At 72.1% G+C, this 17,601-nt stretch carries 19 protein-coding genes; 15 read left to right on the forward strand and 4 right to left on the reverse strand.

Annotation, left to right across the window (positions count from 1 at the left end):
- Nucleotides 1-53 precede the first annotated feature (53 nt).
- A complete protein-coding gene (locus I6A81_RS37785) occupies nt 54-407 on the reverse strand; it encodes a DoxX family protein (RefSeq protein WP_203008439.1) in 354 nt (117 codons plus the stop codon).
- Between the two features lie 42 nt (nt 408-449).
- Between I6A81_RS37785 and I6A81_RS37790 the strand changes: the two genes are divergently transcribed.
- The 6 genes from I6A81_RS37790 to I6A81_RS37815 all read left to right on the forward strand — a co-directional run bounded on the left by I6A81_RS37790 (nt 450) and on the right by I6A81_RS37815 (nt 3,544).
- Entirely contained in the window at nt 450-1,112 is a 663-nt protein-coding gene (locus I6A81_RS37790; RefSeq protein ID WP_203029869.1) for a TetR/AcrR family transcriptional regulator, read from the forward strand.
- A gap of 214 nt (nt 1,113-1,326) precedes the next feature.
- On the forward strand, nt 1,327-1,668 hold the full coding sequence (gene fdxA, locus I6A81_RS37795) for a ferredoxin (RefSeq protein ID WP_203008437.1): 342 nt from the start codon (nt 1,327-1,329) through the stop codon (nt 1,666-1,668).
- Entirely contained in the window at nt 1,665-2,477 is an 813-nt protein-coding gene (locus I6A81_RS37800) for a helix-turn-helix transcriptional regulator (protein WP_203010458.1), read from the forward strand. The genes fdxA and I6A81_RS37800 overlap by 4 nt, the downstream gene beginning before the upstream one ends.
- Nucleotides 2,470-2,907 (forward strand): hypothetical protein, encoded by a 438-nt coding sequence (locus tag I6A81_RS37805; protein ID WP_203006190.1) that lies wholly within the window; start codon nt 2,470-2,472, stop codon nt 2,905-2,907. Before I6A81_RS37800 ends, I6A81_RS37805 begins: the two co-directional genes overlap by 8 nt.
- On the forward strand, nt 2,904-3,356 hold the full coding sequence (locus I6A81_RS37810) for a group III truncated hemoglobin (RefSeq protein ID WP_203006191.1): 453 nt from the start codon (nt 2,904-2,906) through the stop codon (nt 3,354-3,356). The genes I6A81_RS37805 and I6A81_RS37810 overlap by 4 nt, the downstream gene beginning before the upstream one ends.
- A complete protein-coding gene (locus I6A81_RS37815) occupies nt 3,353-3,544 on the forward strand; it encodes a hypothetical protein (RefSeq protein ID WP_203006192.1) in 192 nt (63 codons plus the stop codon). The genes I6A81_RS37810 and I6A81_RS37815 overlap by 4 nt, the downstream gene beginning before the upstream one ends.
- Nucleotides 3,545-3,731: 187 nt before the next feature.
- On the opposite strand, the gene I6A81_RS37820 is transcribed toward I6A81_RS37815, so the two are convergent.
- Both I6A81_RS37820 and I6A81_RS37825 read right to left on the reverse strand, forming a co-directional pair.
- The gene (locus I6A81_RS37820) at nt 3,732-4,523 is read right to left on the reverse strand and encodes an SDR family oxidoreductase (protein WP_307875182.1); all 792 of its coding nucleotides are present in this window, start codon (nt 4,521-4,523) and stop codon (nt 3,732-3,734) included.
- Nucleotides 4,475-4,681 (reverse strand): hypothetical protein, encoded by a 207-nt coding sequence (locus I6A81_RS37825; RefSeq protein ID WP_203006194.1) that lies wholly within the window; start codon nt 4,679-4,681, stop codon nt 4,475-4,477. Before I6A81_RS37825 ends, I6A81_RS37820 begins: the two co-directional genes overlap by 49 nt.
- A 192-nt stretch (nt 4,682-4,873) precedes the next feature.
- Here I6A81_RS37825 and I6A81_RS37830 point away from each other — a divergent pair, with 192 nt between their 5' ends.
- The 7 genes from I6A81_RS37830 (at nt 4,874) to I6A81_RS37860 (ending at nt 14,364) form a co-directional block, all read left to right on the forward strand.
- Complete coding sequence (locus tag I6A81_RS37830; RefSeq protein ID WP_407661445.1) at nt 4,874-5,350, forward strand: MarR family winged helix-turn-helix transcriptional regulator; 477 nt, start codon at nt 4,874-4,876, stop codon at nt 5,348-5,350.
- Nucleotides 5,351-5,547: 197 nt separating this feature from the next.
- Complete coding sequence (locus I6A81_RS37835; protein WP_203006196.1) at nt 5,548-6,366, forward strand: hypothetical protein; 819 nt, start codon at nt 5,548-5,550, stop codon at nt 6,364-6,366.
- A gap of 273 nt (nt 6,367-6,639) precedes the next feature.
- Complete coding sequence (locus I6A81_RS37840; protein ID WP_203006197.1) at nt 6,640-7,806, forward strand: cation diffusion facilitator family transporter; 1,167 nt, start codon at nt 6,640-6,642, stop codon at nt 7,804-7,806.
- A 395-nt stretch (nt 7,807-8,201) separates the two neighbouring features.
- Entirely contained in the window at nt 8,202-8,477 is a 276-nt protein-coding gene (locus I6A81_RS37845; protein ID WP_203006198.1) for a GlsB/YeaQ/YmgE family stress response membrane protein, read from the forward strand.
- Nucleotides 8,478-9,068: 591 nt separating this feature from the next.
- A complete protein-coding gene (locus tag I6A81_RS37850; RefSeq protein WP_203006199.1) occupies nt 9,069-10,439 on the forward strand; it encodes a hemolysin family protein in 1,371 nt (456 codons plus the stop codon).
- Between the two features lies 1 nt (nt 10,440).
- Nucleotides 10,441-11,457: a hemolysin family protein gene (locus tag I6A81_RS45915; RefSeq protein WP_203006200.1), complete on the forward strand. Its 1,017-nt coding sequence runs from the start codon at nt 10,441-10,443 to the stop codon at nt 11,455-11,457.
- Nucleotides 11,458-12,156: 699 nt separating this feature from the next.
- Nucleotides 12,157-14,364, forward strand: coding sequence for a vitamin B12-dependent ribonucleotide reductase (locus I6A81_RS37860; RefSeq protein ID WP_203006201.1), 2,208 nt, complete (start codon nt 12,157-12,159; stop codon nt 14,362-14,364).
- A gap of 163 nt (nt 14,365-14,527) precedes the next feature.
- Here I6A81_RS37860 and I6A81_RS37865 read toward each other — a convergent pair whose 3' ends face one another.
- Nucleotides 14,528-14,995, reverse strand: coding sequence for an NUDIX domain-containing protein (locus I6A81_RS37865; RefSeq protein WP_203006205.1), 468 nt, complete (start codon nt 14,993-14,995; stop codon nt 14,528-14,530).
- Nucleotides 14,996-15,099: 104 nt separating this feature from the next.
- On the opposite strand from I6A81_RS37865, the gene I6A81_RS37870 reads away from it, so the two are divergent.
- On the forward strand, nt 15,100-15,849 hold the full coding sequence (locus I6A81_RS37870) for a class I SAM-dependent DNA methyltransferase (RefSeq protein WP_203006202.1): 750 nt from the start codon (nt 15,100-15,102) through the stop codon (nt 15,847-15,849).
- Nucleotides 15,850-16,101: 252 nt separating this feature from the next.
- Nucleotides 16,102-17,202, forward strand: a complete 1,101-nt coding sequence (locus I6A81_RS37875; RefSeq protein ID WP_203006203.1) for a protein kinase family protein — start codon at nt 16,102-16,104, stop codon at nt 17,200-17,202.
- Nucleotides 17,203-17,601 lie beyond the last annotated feature (399 nt).

A 17,601-nucleotide genomic window follows, 5' to 3' on the forward strand; every position in this document is an offset into this window, starting at 1 on the left:
GGACAACCCGTCCCGCACGGCCGGCTCCCCGCGCGACCCCCGCGCGCGCCGGGTCAGGCGGTCAGGGCGCGCAGGATGGCCGCGGCGATCGCCACGGCGCCGATGCCGATCGGCGGCGCGAGGGCGGCGCCGAACAGACGCGCCCGCAGATGGAACGCGACGGCGCCGGCCATCACGAGCGCGACGCCGACGGCCGCGGCGACGCCGAGGGGCGCCCACCAGAGCCCGGCGACGAGGCCGACCGCGGCCAGCGCCTCCGGGACACCGACGGCGGTCCACACCCTCGGCGGCACGCCGAGCCGATCGCGCAGCACCAGCGAGTCCTTGTCGGGGTTGATCTTCTTGACCGCGGACTGCGCCATGGCGGCGGCGAGCAGCCCCGACAGCACAGCGGTGACAATGAACACCGGGACGACCTTTCACTACAGTGATACTGAATTGAGGTGAGCATGACTGTAGCCAAAGAAGCGCGCCGCTACCATGCCCCGCGACGGGCGGAGCAGGCGGCGGCCACCCGTGACGCGATCATCTCCGCCGCGTCGACGCTGTTCGCCGAACGCGGCTACGCCGCCACGACCATGGCGGCGATCGCGAAAGAGGCACGCGTCACGCCGAAGTCCGTCTACGCGGTGGCCGAGAAGCCGCAGCTCCTGCTCCTCGCCGTCGACCGGGCGATCGTCGGGGACGACGAGCCGGTCCCGCTGCTGGACCGCCCGGAGATGCGCGCGCTGCTCGCCGCCCGCGACCCCCGCGCGCAGGCCCGGCTCGCCGCCCGCATGGGCGCGCCCACGCTGCTGCGGCTCTACCCCCTCTACCGCGCCTTCGAGCAGGCCGCCGCGACCGACCCGGCCCTACGCGAGGCGTGGAGCGACTACCAGCGCCGGCGACACACCGACACCCGGCGGGTGATCCGGGCCGTGGCCGACGCCGGCGGCCTGCGGCCAGGCCTGTCCGCCGACCGCGCGACCGACACCCTGTGGGCCCTGGTCGGCTGGCACCCCGTGGCGCTGCTCGTCGAGGAGCGGGGCTGGAGCCAGACCCAGCTCACCCGCTGGCTGGAGGACGTCTTCGTGTCCCTGCTCGGCCCGGCGCCAGGCAACGACGACCGCTAGGGGATGCCTGAAGGTCTGGCGGTCCGGGCCCGGCTCGGGTGGTCCCGCCGCCCAGGCACTGACACCGCTGGTGAGCTGTCGCGCGCCCGTGGTCGGGCTGCCGCCAGACGGCCAGGGCGGCCAGTCCGGGCACCGTTCGCGCCTCGACCACAATAAAAACGATGTCTGTCGTGTAAACTTGGCGCGGAGATGGTCGTCGTTCGAAGGGCGCGCCGTGACATATGTGATCGCTGAACCGTGCATCGATGTCCTGGATCGGGCGTGCGTCGACGAGTGCCCCGTCGACTGCATCTATGAGGGTGGGCGCGCGCTCTACATCCAGCCCGACGAGTGCGTCGACTGTGGGGCGTGCGAGCCGGTGTGCCCGGTCGAGGCGATCGCCTACGAGGACGATGTCCCGGAGGCGCTGCGGCCGTTCATCGCCGACAACGCCCAGTTCTTCGCCGAGCCGTTGCCCGGCCGGGACACCGCGCTGGGCTCGCCTGGTGGAGCGGGCAAGGTCGGCCCGGTCGGCGCCGACACACCTCTGGTCGCCGGCTACCCGCCGCGGGTATGACCGGCGGCCCCGGCCCTGCCGCCCCCGGCAGGCGCCCCGGGCCGAGCGGGGGCGGGCAGCGCGTCGCCGCGGCCAGCGGCCCGGCGGCCGACCGGGGCCGCCGCCACGGCGCGCTGGCTGTGGCCAGCCGCCTGGACCTGCTCCGCCTCCTGCGAGCGGCCCCGGGCCCGCTCGACGCCCGCCAGCTCGCCCAGGAAAGTGGCCTGGCCGTGTCGACGGTCCGCTTCCACCTGGACCGGCTGGCCGCCGCCGGGCTCGTGGTCACCGGGTCGCGGCCGCGTTCGACACCCGGTCGGCCGCGGGTCACCTACACGCCCACCAGCCCCGGCGACGACCGAGACGGCTACGAACAGCTTGCCGCCGCGCTCGCGGCGAACCTGGCGGACAGTGCCGCCGAGAAGGCCGCGCGGGCGGAACAGGCTGGCCGAGCCTGGGCCGAGGAACGCTTCCCGACCCGGTCACCGGACGCCACCACGAACGTCGCCGAGCCACCGGTCCCCGAGTTAAGAGCGCTCGGCGACATCATGCGACAGGTCATGGCGTTGTTCACCGAAATGGGCTTCGACCCCGAACTCGCCGACGAATCCGGCGGCCAGCGCATTCTGCTGCATGCCTGCCCGTTCATCGGCGTCGCCAGGGCTCACCCCGAGGTGGTCTGCACCCTGCACCTCGGGCTCCTGCGCGGAGCGCTGGAACACCTCGCGGCACCGCCACTCGACACCCGCCTCGTGCCCTTCGCCGAGCCCGGCCTGTGCGTGGCGCACCTGACCACCCCGGCCGGACCGGCCCCCGGGAGATCCCGTGCGTGACGCCGCCGCGATCCTTCAGGTAGCCATCCCGTTCACCTGGCTCGGGCTCGTCGCCGGGATCTCGTTTCTCGAGGCGCCGCTGAAGTTCCGCGCGCCCGGGATCACGATCCCGTTGGGCCTGGGCATCGGCCGGCTGGTGTTCCGCGCGGTCAACCGGCTGGAGGCCGTCCTGGCGGCAGTCCTTCTGGTCGCCTTGGCCCTTCGCTCACCAGCTGCCCCGGAATGGGGGGTAGCCGCCGCGGTTCTCATCATTCTCACCGGCCAGCTGGCGGCCCTGCGCCCCGCCCTCGACCGGCGGGCCGAACAGGTGATCGCGGGAAGCCCTCCGCCGCCTTCCCATCTCCACGTCGCCTACATCCTCCTGGAGACCGTCAAAGTGATCCTGCTACCGACTCTCGGGGTCCTGCTCGCTCAGGATCTCCTCGCGTGACCGCCGGCCCGGGATGCGCGCCGGTCCGCGACATCGCGAGCCGGGAGGACATCGCCGCGCTCGTCACCGCGTTCTACGGCAGGGCGTTCGCCGACCCGCTGCTCGGCCCGATCTTCGTCGACGTGGCGCGCCTCGACCTTGCCGCACACCTGCCGATCATGTGCGACTTCTGGGAGACCGTCCTCTTCCGGGCCGGCACCTACCATCGCAACGCGCTGCGCGCCCACGCCGCTCTCCATGCGCGGTCCCCGCTGACCCCCCCGCATTTCGCCCGCTGGCTCGAGCTGTGGGCCGGCACGATCGACGACCTCTACCAGGGCGAACTCGCCGAACGCGCCAAGCTCCAGGCCACCCGCATAGCGGGTTCGCTGCGCCGACGCCTCGCCGGCGAACCGGCCAGCGAACTCGTCACCATCTCGCGCCGTCACCACCCGGCCGAGCACTCGTGACCGACACCGCAGGGTTGGACGGCGCCGATTCTCTGGACGACGCCGAGTCTTTGGACGACGACGGCCCGCGCGAAGGTGGTGACCCCGCCTGCTGGCTGGCTCGGGTCTGCCCGGAGTGTGGCCTGTTCGCCGAGCAGGAACCGCCGACGGCGTGCGTGCGCTGCGGCGCCGTCCTGGCGGGGCCGTAGCCACGTTGAATCATGTAAACGTGCTGGTCAGGCTCCCGCGAGAGGATCGACAGCGCTGCTTGCCGCGGCTGGGACAGTGACCCGCGGGAACTCCGGCCGCCTGTTCAGCGGTGGTTCACCATCAGACGGCCTTCAGGACACCGCCGTCGGCGATGTAGTCGGCACCGGTGAGATTTCCGGCCCGTGGTTAGGCCAGAAAGGCCACCAGCGCGGCCGTCTCCGCCGGCTCCGTGAGCCGGCCGGTCGTGATGCCCATCCGCGCCGGCACCTCGGCGAGAAACTCGTCCAGCGTCGCTCCGTTCGCCCTGGCCAGTTGGCCGGCATACCCGTCCTCATCCGCCCAGTTGCGGGTTCGGGTCGGGCCTAGGCTGACCGTCAGTGCTCGCAGCCCTCGGGCACCGAACTCCTCGGCAAGCGCCTTGCTCAGGTTCGTCAACGCTGCCTTGGCTGTGCCGTAGTCGACCGGCTGGAACGCGGCTCGGGCGCCGATCGACGAGATCGTGATGACGACTCCTCGCCGTTCCAGGAGTCCCGGCAGGAGCGCCCGGGTGACCCGGACGGCGCTGAAGAGGTTGAGCTCGAACGTCCGCTGCCAGGACTCGTCCGGTATCGCGAGGAAACCCTGGGAACGCATGCTGTCGTCGGTCACGCCTCCCAGGTTGTTGACGAGGATGTCCGTCGGGCCAGCCTGGGCGGCGAGGAGGTCGGCCCCGGCTGGCGTGGTGAGATCCACGGCCACCTGGGTCACGGCGTCACCGAGCTCGGCGAGCCGCGGGGTGACCTTGCGCGCGGCCGCGGTCACCCGCGCCCCCTCGGCGACCAGCGCGCGCACGACGCTGAGAGCCAAAGTCCAGGCACTGCCGGTGTCCGACCAGATCGCCCAAGCGGTCGACAGGCTCCCGTGCGATCGATCCTCGCGGCGCGGACCGGCTATCGCGGTCGCTGACGGCCCGCCTGCCGGGCGCGCCGCTCCTCCCACTGGCGCTGGGCCCGCGCCCGCTTGAGCGCCGGGTCGTACCTCGTGCCGGCCAACGGGCCGTTCTCGCCCAGCTCCGGTGGGCCAAAGGCCTTGAGCAGCATGGCGTGGAAGAAGTTGATGTGCCGGAAGCCCTCGTCCTCGGCCTTGCGCTTCGCCACGGCCCGCTCCTCACCTGGTCGACTCGTTCCCGGCTCCCGCGCGGGTCATCGACCCGCGGGGCCGGTGGACGACGCCGCGACGAGGACTCGCCACGACGCCGCCCTGTGCACCAACGATTGGTGCACCAACTGTTTGTATCATCTTGGTCTGTGGACGAACGATCCAGCGGACGGGGCGGGCCTGTGAGTGAGATCTCGGCGGCGGAACCGGCGGTCGAGGACCCCCTGGCCCTGCAGAACCAGACGTGTTTCGCGCTCGTGGTCGCGTCACGCAGCGTGCTCGCGCTCTACCGGCCCATCCTGGAGCCGCTCGAGCTCACGCACCCGCAGTACCTGGTCATGCTCGCGCTCTGGCAGCACGCGCCCCTGTCAGTCAAGGAACTCAGCGCCCTGCTGCAGCTGGACCCGGGAACGCTGTCTCCCCTGCTCAAGCGGCTCGAGGCCGCCGACCTGGTGCGCCGCGAACGCAACACCACCGACGAGCGGCAGCTGGCCGTCAGCCTCACCCAGGCGGGCCGGGACCTCCGCGCCCGCGCCGAACAGGTCCCCCATCAGGTCGTCGCTCGCCTCGGCCTCGACCTCGAGGAGCTGCGGCAGCTCAACGTCGCCCTCAACCAGATCATCTACGCGGCGAACAGCGCGATGTCCTCCGCGCCTGGGCCGGCCTGAGGCCAGCGACCAACCGCCACGCGACACCGGGGATCGAGGCTGGCGGAGTCGCGTTTCCGACTGACGCCCGCGCCCCGCGGTGGGCCCGGTCGGCGCGTCGCGCGGTTGCCACTGTCGCGCGCGCCCGGCAAGATCGACGTGACGGCCGCGCCCCACCGGCAACCGATCGGCGGCGTTCGGGCATGCATGGAGGTCGGATGCGCATCGAGGGCGACGGCCGGGTCGCGGACCGCCATGGGCCGCGGGTCGCGCGCGCCATCCGCCGACGGCGCTGGCGGTCTGCCGGCATCGTCGCCGTGGCGGCCCTCGCCCTGGCGGCGTGCGGCGACCCTGGCGACGGGGGCGCGGCGACCGTACCGGCCGGGTCGGCCAGCCCTGGCGGACCCCCGCCCGTCGCGCTCCCCACCGGCCCAGCGGGCGAGCCGGTCACGCTTCGCTTCGTCGAGACCCGGCGGCTGCTCGACCTCGACGCCGACGCTCAGGCAGCGGTCGTCCACCGCTGCGTCCCAGGGAACAACGGCCGCCCGGCGCCACCGGACGGCGACGGCCGGCTGCTCGTCGCGGTCGACGGCCCCCTCGTGCTCGTCCAGAACAGCCAGGGCCTGGCCGCCTGCCTGGTCGAACTGGTCAGCCGCGACGGCCCGCCGGACTTCTCCTGGTCCGACAAACCCATGCTCCAGTGGTGGACCTCGGACCGCACCCCCGACTTCTCCCTGCCACCACAGACACCGATCGACGTGTTCAACACGAGCACCACGGAGGATGGCGTGGTCGACTGGGAGCGCCCGACCTGGTTCTGGCAGGCCTTCGGGCGGGTGTCCCCGCAGGTGAAGGAACTGTTCGCCTTCATCCCGAACGGGGAGGCGATCAACATCCCCATCGGTGCCACGGGCGCGTTCGCCCTCTACTGGAACAGGGCGATCGACCCGTCTGAGCAGACGCAGACCAGGCCGCCGCTGTCGCTGTTCGCCCGCGACGGCACCGGCCAGATGCTGCACTCGGTGACCCTCTCCTGATCCCGGCCCTGGGGGGCGAGACAAAGGATGAAGCGCGCGGAGGCGAACGCGAGGCCCCAGCGGCTGGCGCACACGCCCGCCGGCCCGCAGATCCTGGACAGATCAGCCGACGCCGGTCGAGCGAGGAGGAGCGCTCCAGAACGCCGGTTGAACGTGTGTCGGGTTGCGGCAACAGGTGAATGCACAGAATTCCGAGCTGCGAGGTTTTCGCAGCTGCGCAGATAGCCGTTGTGCGCCGTCGCCGCATTGATTGTTCTATGGCACGGTGGGCGCATGGCAGATCCGACCTCGGCGACTCCCACCTCGGGCGCTCAGGATGGAGCGCGCGATCGGCACGGCGACAACGGGCACAGTCACGGCGGTCGTCATCACCACAACGATGCCCACGGCCATGGTCACCCGCACGGAGATCCCGCTCACCACGGGCATTCTCACGGTGAAGGTGTCGGCCACGCGCGGGGCGTGGTCGGTTGGCTGAAGCATCTGGTGAAGCCGCATTCGCATGACGCGGCGGATCGGATCGACTCGGCGGTGACGTCGTCGGCGGCCGGGATGCGGGCGTTGTGGATCTCGCTGGTGGTCCTTGGTGTGACGGCCGTCTTCCAACTGGTGATCGTGGTGCTGAGCGGGTCGGTGGCGCTGCTGTCGGACGCGATCCACAACGCGGGTGACGCGCTGACGGCGGTTCCGCTGGGGGTGGCGTTCCTGCTGGGCCGGCGTCCGGCGACTCGCCGCTTCACCTACGGCTACGGCCGGGCGGAGGACCTCGCGGGGATCGTCGTGGTGCTGGTGATCGCGTCGTCGGCCGGGCTGGCCGCCTACGAGGCGGTCGACCGGCTCGTGCACCCGCGCGCCATGACGCATGTATGGGCGGTCGGTGTGGCTGGGGTGGTGGGCTTCGTCGGTAACGAGTGGGTGGCCCGGTACCGGATCGGCGTGGGCCGGCGGATCGGTTCGGCCGCGCTGGTCGCCGACGGGCTGCATGCCCGCACCGACGGGTTCACGTCGCTGGCGGTGGTACTCGGCGCGGTGGGGGTGGCACTCGGCTGGCGGCTGGCGGATCCGTTGGCGGGTCTGCTCATCACGGTGGCGATCCTGGCGGTGCTGCGGGACGCGGCGCGGGAGATCTGCCGGCGGCTGATGGACTCCGTCGACCCGACGCTGGTCGACGCCGCCGAGTCGGCGCTCGCCGGGACCGCGGGGGTGCGGGAGGTGGGCGCGATACGGCTGCGTTGGATCGGCCACCAGCTGCGCGCGGAGGCCGACATCGTGGTGGCCGGGCACCTGACGGTCGTCGAGGCGCACGCGATCGCGGTCGAGGCGGAGCATGCCCTGATCCACGGCGTCCCACGGCTGACCGGCGCCACGGTGCACACCGACCACGCCGCCGGCGCGCAGACCGGCTCCGGGCACGCGGTCCTGACGCACCACGCCAGCTGACCCGCCGCTCGGTCAGCTGACCCGCGGCTCGCCATGCCGGGGTGGTGGCGCTCGTCACCCGTCCGTGACCGCCGCGTCCACAGGCGCTGTGGCGGAGCCGGCCGCTTCGGTCGCGCTCGTGCCCGCGGCGGACGCGCTGAAGAGCGTTGCCGCGCCGTCGTCGTTGGTCGCGGACCGTGTCTCCTGCCGCCGCCCGCCGGCCACGATTCTAAAATCCGGGCCGCGGTCGCGGCACGGTATTCATCGCCCTATCCTCGGCGACCAAGACTCAAGAGAAGCCGAGGAAACCAGGTGTGAGTGTCACATCCTGGTCAGTTGGAGGGCGTTTGAGGCGTGATCGTGGAGGTACCACCTAGTCCGGCATCATCACCGACGTTTCGGACAATGGAGACGCTGTGATCTGGACCATCGTGAGCTGGATCGTGCTGGGTCTCGTCGCGGGCGCGCTCGCCCGGCTGCTCGTGCCCGGCCCCGACCCGATGAGCATTCTCAGCACCGTGCTGCTCGGGGTAGCTGGTTCCTTCGTCGGAGGGTTCCTCGGGTACGCCCTGTTCGACAAGGACCTGGGCGAGGGGGCACTGCAGCCCTCCGGCATTGTCGGCTCGATCCTCGGCGCGATCGTGCTCGTCCTCCTCCGGCGGGTGTTCACCCGTCGCTCAGTTCGTTCCTGACCGATCTGGCCTGCCGGTGGCTGGCCCTGCCGGGCAGGGCCAGCCACCGGCAGGCGCTCCGCTTCGGGCAACGGTCCCGCCGCTCGGCCCGCCGCTGTCCGCCGCCCGGACATGGTGACCTGCGCGTCGGTATGGTGGCCTGGACGAGCCGGGGCGCGCAGCTGTGCCGCCGACCGGCGGTTCGGCTTCCGGAACGAGTAGGTGGAGCACGTCCGTTGGAGACGGTGTCAGCGTGGTGCTGACAGTGGCCACCATGCGGTCGCCTCGGGATCCCGGAGTGGCCGGCGTGCACGGCGATGACAGCCGGCATGCGGCCGCACGCCGGCGTGGAGCGACGCGCGGCGAGTTCCTGAGTCTCCGGGACGCACGGCGGGACCTGTGCCGTCCCGCTTCGGATGCTCACGGGGTCGGCGGCTGGCGGCGAGCCCGTCGTTCCCGCCTGGTTTTGGCGCCTGTGGCCGCCCTGGATATCTCGTGGGCCGGCTCGGCGCGTGGAGAGTCATCTCGCGGCACACGGCCCGCGATGCGTGGAAGGTGGCGAATGGCGGGGGCGGCTGAGCCGCACAGACCCGGGCAGCGGGCGCGGCGCGGATGGTGACCGCGCTGTCGCTGCTGCTCGGTCTTCTGGTGGTGCTGCTCATCACCCTGGCGACCGGCTACTTCGTCGCCCAGGAGTTCGCCTACATGGCGGTGGACCGATCCCGGTTGAAAGTGATGGCCGAGGCCGGGGACACCGCGGCGCGACGCGCGCTGAAGGTGACCAGACGCACCTCGTTCATGCTCTCGGGCGCTCAGCTCGGCATCACGGTGACCGGCCTGCTGGTCGGGTACGTCGCCGAACCGCTGATCGGCAGCGCGCTGGGCGACGTCGCCTCGGGCGTGGGGCTGTCGACGGCCGTCGGCGTCGCGCTCGGCACCGTGCTGGCCCTGATGGTGTCCACCTTCATTCAGATGATCTTCGGCGAGCTGTTCCCGAAGAACCTCGCGATCGCGCGGCCGGAGCCGATCGCGCGCAGGCTCGCGTGGTCGACCCTCCTTTACCTGAGGATCTTCGGCTGGCTGGTCTGGGTGTTCGACCAGGCGTCCACCATGCTGCTGCGCCTGCTCGGCATCCAACCGGTGCATGACCTCGAGCACGCCGCCTCGGCGCGCGACCTGGAACACATCGTCGCCGAGTCGCGGGAGCGGGGCGACCTGCCCGTGGACCTCTCGCTGATGTTGGACCGCATCCTGGACTTCCCGCGCCGCGACGTCGAGCACGCGATGATCCCGCGCTCGCAGGTGGACGTCGTCGAGCGGGACCTCCCGGTCGGGGAGGTCAGGATCCTGATGAGCGCCGGGCACTCGCGCTACCCGGTGGTCGACGACGACGGGCAGGTGGCCGGTGTCATCCACCTCGCCGACGTGCTGGACGCGCCTGCCCCGGACATCCCGGCCCGTGAGCTCGCGCGGCCGGCGCTCGTGATTTCGACGCTGATGCGGCTTCCGGCCGCCCTCGCGGAGATGACGGGCAAGAAGGAACAACTTGCCTGTGTCGTGGACGAGTTCGGCGGCTTCGCCGGAATCATGACCATTGAGGACCTCGCGGAGGAGTTCGTCGGGGAGATCACCGACGAGCACGACGCCGCGGCGGCGTTCGAGGGAGTCAACCCGATCGGCGACGGCGCCTGGCTGGTGCCGGGCGGTTTCCACGTCGACGAGGTCGAACGGACGCTCGGGCATCAGCTGCCGCCGGGTGACTACGAGACGATCGCCGGTCTGGTGATCTCCGTTCACGGGGCGCTTCCCAGGGCGGGGACCGTCGTCGACGTCACGCTGCCGCCGGACCCGGGGGAGCTGGCGCTGCGCGACGAGGCGCCGCGGCGGGTGCTGCGCGCCATCGTGATGGAGGTCGACAACCACGTGCCGGCGGCGATCCGGCTGGAGCTGCGCGACGAGCCCGCCCACGATCAGGAGGGCTGACGTGGAGAACCCCTGGGTCGTCGCCGTCTGCACCTTCGCGATCATCGGGCTGAGCGCCTTCTTCGTGGCGGTCGAGTTCGCGCTGCTCGCCGCGAAGCGACACCGGTTCGAGGACGCGGCCGGCCGCAGCCGCGCGGCCCGCGCCGCGCTGCGCAGCTCCGGCGAGCTGACGGTGCTGCTGGCCGGGGCGCAGCTGGGAATCACGGTCTGCACGCTCGCGCTCGGCGCGATCACCAAGCCGGCCGTGCACCACTGGCTCAAACCGGCGCTCGCCGACCTCGGCGGCCCCTCGTGGTTCGCCGACGCCGGCAGCTTCGTGCTCGCCCTGGTGGTGGTCACGTTCCTGCACCTCGTCGTGGGCGAGATGGCCCCGAAGTCGTGGGCGATCGCGCATCCGGAGCGCTCGGCGATGCTGCTCGCGTTGCCGATGCGGGGTTTCATGTGGGTGACGAGGCCGGCGCTGCGCGCCCTGAACAGCGTGGCGAACTGGTGCCTGCACCGCGTCGGCGTCGAGGCCACCGACCATGTCGTCACCCGCCAGGACCCCGCGGCGCTGCGCCACCTCGTCGAGCACTCCGCGAACGTCGGCGCGCTCGAGGCCGGCTACGCCGCGCCGCTCACCGGCGCGCTCGACCTGCGCGACCTGCGGGTGCGCGATCTGGTCACCCCGAGGCGGGAACTGGCGGCCGTCGAACGGGACGCGACCGTCGGCGACGTGCAGGCCGCCAGCCGCGCCTCCGGTCACCTGCGGATCCTGGTCCGGCAGGGAGAAGCCGACTGGGGCGTCGTGCATGTGCGCGACACCCTCACCCGGGACGTCGCCGAGCCGATCCGTGACCTGACCAGGCAGGCGTTGCGGCTGGACGGGCAGACGCCGCTGCACACGGCGCTCGCCCAGATGCGCGAGACGCGCAACCAGCTCGCCGTCGTCCTCGACGGGACCGCCACCCTGGGCGTGATCACCCTCGACGACGTGCTGCGCCGGCTGCTGCCCCTCGACACCGCGACACCGGCCTGATCCACCCACGCATCTCCGGCGACACACGCGGGGCGTGGCCGCCAGGACGCGCAGAGGGACACACGATCGACGGGCTCGCCCACACAGCCGTTGGATCATCGCCACCGCCAACGGCTGTACTGATCCTCCTCGACCCCGAAACCGCTGGAAAAAATTAACAGCCGCCGATCGTCAAGACCCGCTTGGTTAAATTTCGCGCGACCGGACGACGACAAATACCGTCGGCGGCCGGCGGGGTTCTCCGAAGGCGACCCGCGCCGCGCGCAAGGGCGGTCTCGTGACCGTCGCCATCCCGGTCGACGGACCTCGGCTGAATGCGGCATACCCTCGGGGCGGCGAGGCCGTTCAACACGCAAATGAAACCGGCATCACACGGATCGTCGCCGGACGGGCAGGGCCCAAGGGGCCCGCGTGGACCGACGCGACAGCCACCCCTTTCGGTCGAGGGCCGCCGAACGCGGGTGGACGGGTGGCGGGAACGGCCTCGGCGGGATCAGTGTGCGGGCGGTCACCCCACGCGGCCGCGCGGAAAAGTTCAGCGAGAAAGATGAGAGGATTCCCCCGGGAACCCGAGCGCATTCGCCTACGCTGAAAGACCCACGGCGAGCCCCGACGTGGCTCTCTCTCGCCAGCCGCCCTACCGGCGCCGGCTCTCCATTCCTCGCCATTCAGCCGAACGGACGCCCTCGAGGAGCCAGCATGTCCGAAACCGCCGCGGCCGGGCTGTCCGGTGTCGGCGACCTTCCCCGGCAGACCAGGCGGACCGCGCAGGACCCGCCGGTCTCCGGCCCGGGACCCCGGCCGGGCGCCGACCGCGGGATGCGGGTAGGCCGGCGCCACACCACCCCCGGCGTCCATCCCTATGACGAGACGACCTGGGAACGGCGGGACGTGGTCCTGACGGGCCGGGACGGCGTGGCGTACTTCGTCGAGCGCGGGGTGGAGTTCCCGGACTTCTGGTCGAGCCACGCGTCCGACATCGTGACCAGCAGGTACTTCCGCGGCGACCCAGGCGACCCGGGTGACCCGGGTGACCCGGGCGCCGCCGGCCGGGAGCGGTCGCTGCGCGACCTCGTCGACCGGGTCGTCGGCGCCTACACGGCGGCGGGCCGGTCGGCCGGCTACTTCGCCGCCGAACAGGACACGCTCGCGTTCGAGCACGAGCTGACCTGGATGCTGCTGCGCCAGGTCTTCAGCTTCAACAGCCCGGTGTGGTTCAACGTCGGCACGTCGGCGCCCCAGCAGGTGGCGTCCTGCTTCATCCTCGCCGTGGACGACTCCCTCGAATCGATCATGGACTGGTACCGGGCGGAGACGCTGCTGTTCCGCGGCGGCGCCGGGGTCGGGGTCAACGTGTCCCGGCTGCGGTCGTCCCGGGAGCCGCTGTCCTCGGGCCGCCCGGCGGCGGGCCCGGTGAGCTTCATGCGCGGAGCGGACGCCACCGCCGGCGCCATCCGGACCGGCAGCGCCACCCGGCCCGCCGCGAAGATGGTCCTCTTGGACGTCGACCATCCCGACATCGTCGACTTCGTCGCTTGCAAGGCCCGCGAGGAGGCCAAGATCCGGGTGCTGCGGGACGCCGGGTTCGACATGGGCGTCGGCGGGCGCGACCTCGACTCGGTCCAGTTCCAGAACGCCAACAACTCGGTACGGGTCAGCGACGCGTTCATGCGCGCGGTCACCGAGGACGCGCCCTTCGCGCTGCGGACGCGCCGCGACGGCCGGACCGTCGAGACGGTGCGCGCCCGCGAGCTGTTCCGCGCGATCGCGCGGGCGGCCTGGGAGTGCGCCGACCCCGGCCTGCACTACGCCGACACGATCGACGGCTGGCATACCTGCCCGGCCTCGGGGCCGATCTCGGCGAGCAACTCGTGCAGCGAGTACCTGCATCTGGACGACTCCGCCGCGACGCTCGCGTCGCTGAACCTTCTGCGCTTCCTGCGCGACGACGGGGGTTTCGACGTCGAGGGGTTCGTCGCCGCCGTCGAGCTCGTCATGCTGGCCCTGGACGTCTCGGTCAGCTTCGGCGAGCTGCCGACGCCGCGGATCACCCAGGTGACCCGGGACCACCGGCAGGTGGGCATCGGGTACGCGAACCTGGGCGCGCTGCTCATGGCGATGGGGCATGCCTACGACTCGCCGCGGGGCCGGGCGATCGCGGCGGCCGTCACGTCGCTGATGACCGCGGTCGCCTACCGGCGTTCGGCCGAGCTCGCCGCCGCGCTCGGGCCGTACGAGGGCTTCGCCCGCAACGCGGCGGCGCACCGCCGCGTCGTCGACCGCCACGCCGAGGCGAGCGCCGCGGTCCGTTCCGTGGGTCCGACCGACGCCGCGATCCTCGCGGCGGCGGCCGGCGAGTGGGAGCGGGCGCGGACGCTCGGCGAGCGCCACGGCTGGCGCAACGCCCATGTCAGCCTCCTCGCGCCCACCGGGACGATCGGCCTGGTGATGGACTGCGACACGATGGGGATCGAACCCGACCTAGCCCTGGTCAAGACGAAGCACAGCGCCACCGGCTCCGTCATGCGCATCGTCAACCGGACCGTGCCCAGGGCGTTGCGGGCCCTCGGCTACGACGACGCGGCGGCCGGCGCGATCGTCGCCCACGTCGCCGAGCACGGCCACGTCGTCGGCGCCCCGGGGCTCGCGCCTGAGCACCTGGCGGTGTTCGACTGCGCGATGGGCGAGCGTTCGATCGCCCCACTGGGCCATGTGCGGATGATGGCGGCCGTCCAGCCGTTCCTGTCCGGGGCGATCTCGAAGACGGTGAACCTGCCGGCCTCGGCGACCGAGGCCGACATCGAGCAGATCTTCCTGGAGGGCTGGCGGCTGGGGTTGAAGGCGCTCGCGGTCTACCGGGACGGCTGCAAGGTCGGCCAGCCGTTGTCGGCCGGGACGCCGGCGTGACGGCAAGCGCGTCGACGTGGCCGCTGGCGGCCGGACCGTCCGGTCTGCCGGGCGGCTCACCGCCGGCGGGCGGATCACCGCCGGCAGGCGGGTCACCGCCGGCGGGCGGATCACCGCCGGCAGGCGGATCACCGCCGGCAGGCGGGTCACCGCCGGCGGGGCGTCAGCGCAGGACGGCGGGCGCGGCGGCTAGGTAGTCGCGGATGCGGACGCGGTGGCTCTCGTGCACGTCGAGGCGCTCGATCTCGTCGGTGGTGAAGAAGGCGACGGCGGTCGACTCGTCGCTGACCGCGGGCGCGCCACCGACGATCCGGCCCGCCAGGCAGATGGAGAACTGCTGGCGGATCTCGCCGTTGTCATAGGCGAAGACGTGGCCGGGGTCGGAGTAGACGCCGACAATCCGCTCGATGATGATGTCGAACCCGGTCTCCTCCCGGACCTCGCGGATGACGCAGCCGGCGAGCGTCTCGCCGATGTCCATCCCGCCTCCGGGCAACGCCCACTCGCCGTTGTCGGCCCGCCGCTGCAGCAGGATCCGCCCGTCGCCGTCGGGCACGACGGCGCACCCGCCCACCACCAGCGCGTTCGCCGCCGGCGCGTTCGGATCATGGTAGTAGTCGATGCGCCCCATACCGACCATCCTGCCCTCCGCGCGGTCCAGCCCTTCGCCGGACTGGCCGGCCAGGCGCCGGAAACTCGGGTGCGCTCCCGGCGGCCTCCGGATACGGTCCGCCGGTGATCGACGAGGACGGGTACTTTCCCGAGGCGGTCGCGGCTGACTACGACGCGATGTCGCCCGAGCGGTTCAGCGCGGCGGCGGTCGACCCGGTGGTCGAGGTCCTGGCCAGGCTGGCCGGCACCGGTCGGGCGCTGGGGTTCGGCGTGGGTACGGGGCGGATCGCGCTGCCGCTGGCCCGGCGGGGCGTCGCGGTGCACGGTGTCGACCTGTCGCGGGCGATGGTCGCGCGGCTGCGGTCGAAGCCCGGCGCCGAGACGGTCGACGTGACCATCGGCGACTTCGCCACGACCACCGTCGACGGGGCCTTCGCCGTCGTGTACCTGGTCTTCAACACGATCATGAACGTGACCACCCAGCAGGGGCAGGTCGACTGCTTCCGCAACGCCGCCGCGCATCTCGAACCCGGCGGATGTTTCGTCGTCGAGGTCAACGTGCCCGCGCTGCGCGGGCTGCCGCCCGGTCAGAACGTCGTCCCATTCCAGGTGAGCCCGACCGGCTGGGCCTACGACGTCTACGACGTCGCCACCCAGCGGATGAGCTCCAACTACGTCGACGTCGTCGACGGCCGCGGCTCGTTCTGGTCGATGCCGTTCCGGTATGTGTGGCCGGCGGAGCTCGACCTGATGGCGCAGCTCGCCGGCCTGCGCCTGCGTGACCGGTGGGAGGACTGGACCAGCCGCCCGTTCACTGGTGAAAGCCCGCACCACGTCTCGATCTGGGAGAAGCCCGCCGCCCCCGCGGGCTAATGCCGGCCTGCCAAGGTTCGCTCTGTCGCGACGCCGGACATGATCGCCGTTTCTGCCCTGGAGAGGTTGCGACCTGCCCTTGTCCGCGACCTCCCCAGGGCACTATCGGCGATCATGTCGCAGGCCAACGTTGGCGGTCGCGGCACTGGAAGCCGCTTGGCCGGGCGGCCGGCGACACCGGAGCGGCGGCCGCCAGCCTCCCGCTGCCACCCGCGTTGACCCAGGAATCTGAGTGAACGCATACTCCGTGGAATGGCTACAGGTGAGGCGAACACGACGACGGAACCGGCCCCGTTACGGGTACCCGCCGACTGGGCGGACGTGACGCCCCAGTGGATGACCGCGGCCCTCGCCGACCACCACCCGGACGCCGAGGTCCGCGACGCCACCCTGGTCACCCGGGATGACGGCACCAACCGGCGGGCGCGGTTCGAACTCACCTATGCGGCCGGTTCCGGCCCGGCCAGGGTGTTCCTGAAGGCCGAGGGCATTCACCGGGAGGTGCACGCCCGCAACGGCAACCTGTTCAACGAGTCGGAGCTGTACGCCTCCCGCGAGCCCCTCCCCCTCGACCACCCGCTGTGCTACCGGGCCGTCATCGACCGCCCGGGGCTCGACTACGTCCTGGTGATGGAGGACGTGACGGACCGGGGCGGCGACCCGCGGGACTCCACCCGGCCGCTGACCGTCGACCAGGTCGCGAACGGCCTGCGGGGCCTCGCCCGGCTGCACAGCCGGTACTGGGAGTTCACCGCGGCGACCCGCCCGAAGCTCGCCTGGGTCCAGACCTGGGCGCCCACCGAGGGTTTCCAGATCGGGCTGCGCAGGTTCACGCCACGCGGGCTCGAACGCGGCGCGCACAGCCTGCCGGCCGAGGTGACGAAGTACGACGGCGACGGGATCGTCGACCTGTGGGCGTCCTACGTCGCCACCCTCGACCGCGGGCCGCTCACGCTGCTGCACGCCGACGCCCACATCGGCAACACCTACGTCCTGCCCGGGGACGACGTCGGTTTCCTCGACTGGCAGGTCGTGCGCCGGGGCGCCTGGCCGCAGGACGTCGCCTACTTCCTGGTCGGCGCGCTCACCGTCGAAGACCGGCGCCGCGCGGAGCGCGACCTGCTCGGCGAGTACCTGGCCGCGCTCGACGTGCCGGCGCGGACCCGCCCGTCCGCCGACGACGCCTGGCTGCACTACCGCGCCTGCGCCGCCTACGGGCTCGCGATCTGGCTCTCGACGCTCGGCACCGACGGCTACCAGAGCCAGGAAATCTCCCTGCTCCTCGCCGAACGCTACGCCGCCGCCTTCGTCGACCTCGAAACCGAACCGGCGCTCGCCCGCCTCCAGGCCTGACCGCACCCGCCCTGGGCCGGCCGCGATCCCGAACCTGCTCGTCGAAACGCGGTCCATACATCGCGAGATCAGCGGACAGGTCGACGGCGCGACCCGGGCTCGGCCCTGGCTGTCCCAGATCGCCACCGCTGCGGACCTGTCCGTCGAAACGCGGTCCACGACTCGCGGATCAGCCGACAGGTCGGCGGTCCCCACAGGCCTGACCGGTCCTGGAGTTCCACCTGGTCCGAGTGGGCGCCAGAGGTACCGAATGGGCCGGTCGAGCCCCGAGAAGGTCCGGTTGACGGGCGGATGTTCGTGGGCGGAAGGTAGCCGGGGCGTGGGAAACGGGGCCGCCCGGGCCGGCGGGAGCCGCCGGCCTGCCGGTGGGCCGCCGGTCCACCCGCGGAGGTCCCCAGG

The sequence above is a fragment of the Frankia nepalensis genome, from assembly GCF_016786325.1.
In the GTDB taxonomy this organism is placed as follows: Bacteria; Actinomycetota; Actinomycetes; order Frankiales; family Frankiaceae; genus Pseudofrankia; species Pseudofrankia nepalensis.

What these genes read in the sequence shown, in the direction of transcription:
- I6A81_RS37865 (WP_203006205.1), bottom strand. Translation starts at nt 14,995, where the DNA reads ATGGGGCGCATCGACTACTACCATGATCCGAACGCGCCGGCGGCGAAC.
- I6A81_RS37840 (WP_203006197.1), top strand. Translation starts at nt 6,640, where the DNA reads ATGGCAGATCCGACCTCGGCGACTCCCACCTCGGGCGCTCAGGATGGA.
- I6A81_RS37800 (WP_203010458.1), top strand. Translation starts at nt 1,665, where the DNA reads ATGACCGGCGGCCCCGGCCCTGCCGCCCCCGGCAGGCGCCCCGGGCCG.
- I6A81_RS37790 (WP_203029869.1), top strand. Translation starts at nt 450, where the DNA reads ATGACTGTAGCCAAAGAAGCGCGCCGCTACCATGCCCCGCGACGGGCG.
- I6A81_RS37875 (WP_203006203.1), top strand. Translation starts at nt 16,102, where the DNA reads ATGGCTACAGGTGAGGCGAACACGACGACGGAACCGGCCCCGTTACGG.
- I6A81_RS37835 (WP_203006196.1), top strand. Translation starts at nt 5,548, where the DNA reads ATGCGCATCGAGGGCGACGGCCGGGTCGCGGACCGCCATGGGCCGCGG.
- I6A81_RS37860 (WP_203006201.1), top strand. Translation starts at nt 12,157, where the DNA reads ATGTCCGAAACCGCCGCGGCCGGGCTGTCCGGTGTCGGCGACCTTCCC.
- I6A81_RS37850 (WP_203006199.1), top strand. Translation starts at nt 9,069, where the DNA reads ATGGTGACCGCGCTGTCGCTGCTGCTCGGTCTTCTGGTGGTGCTGCTC.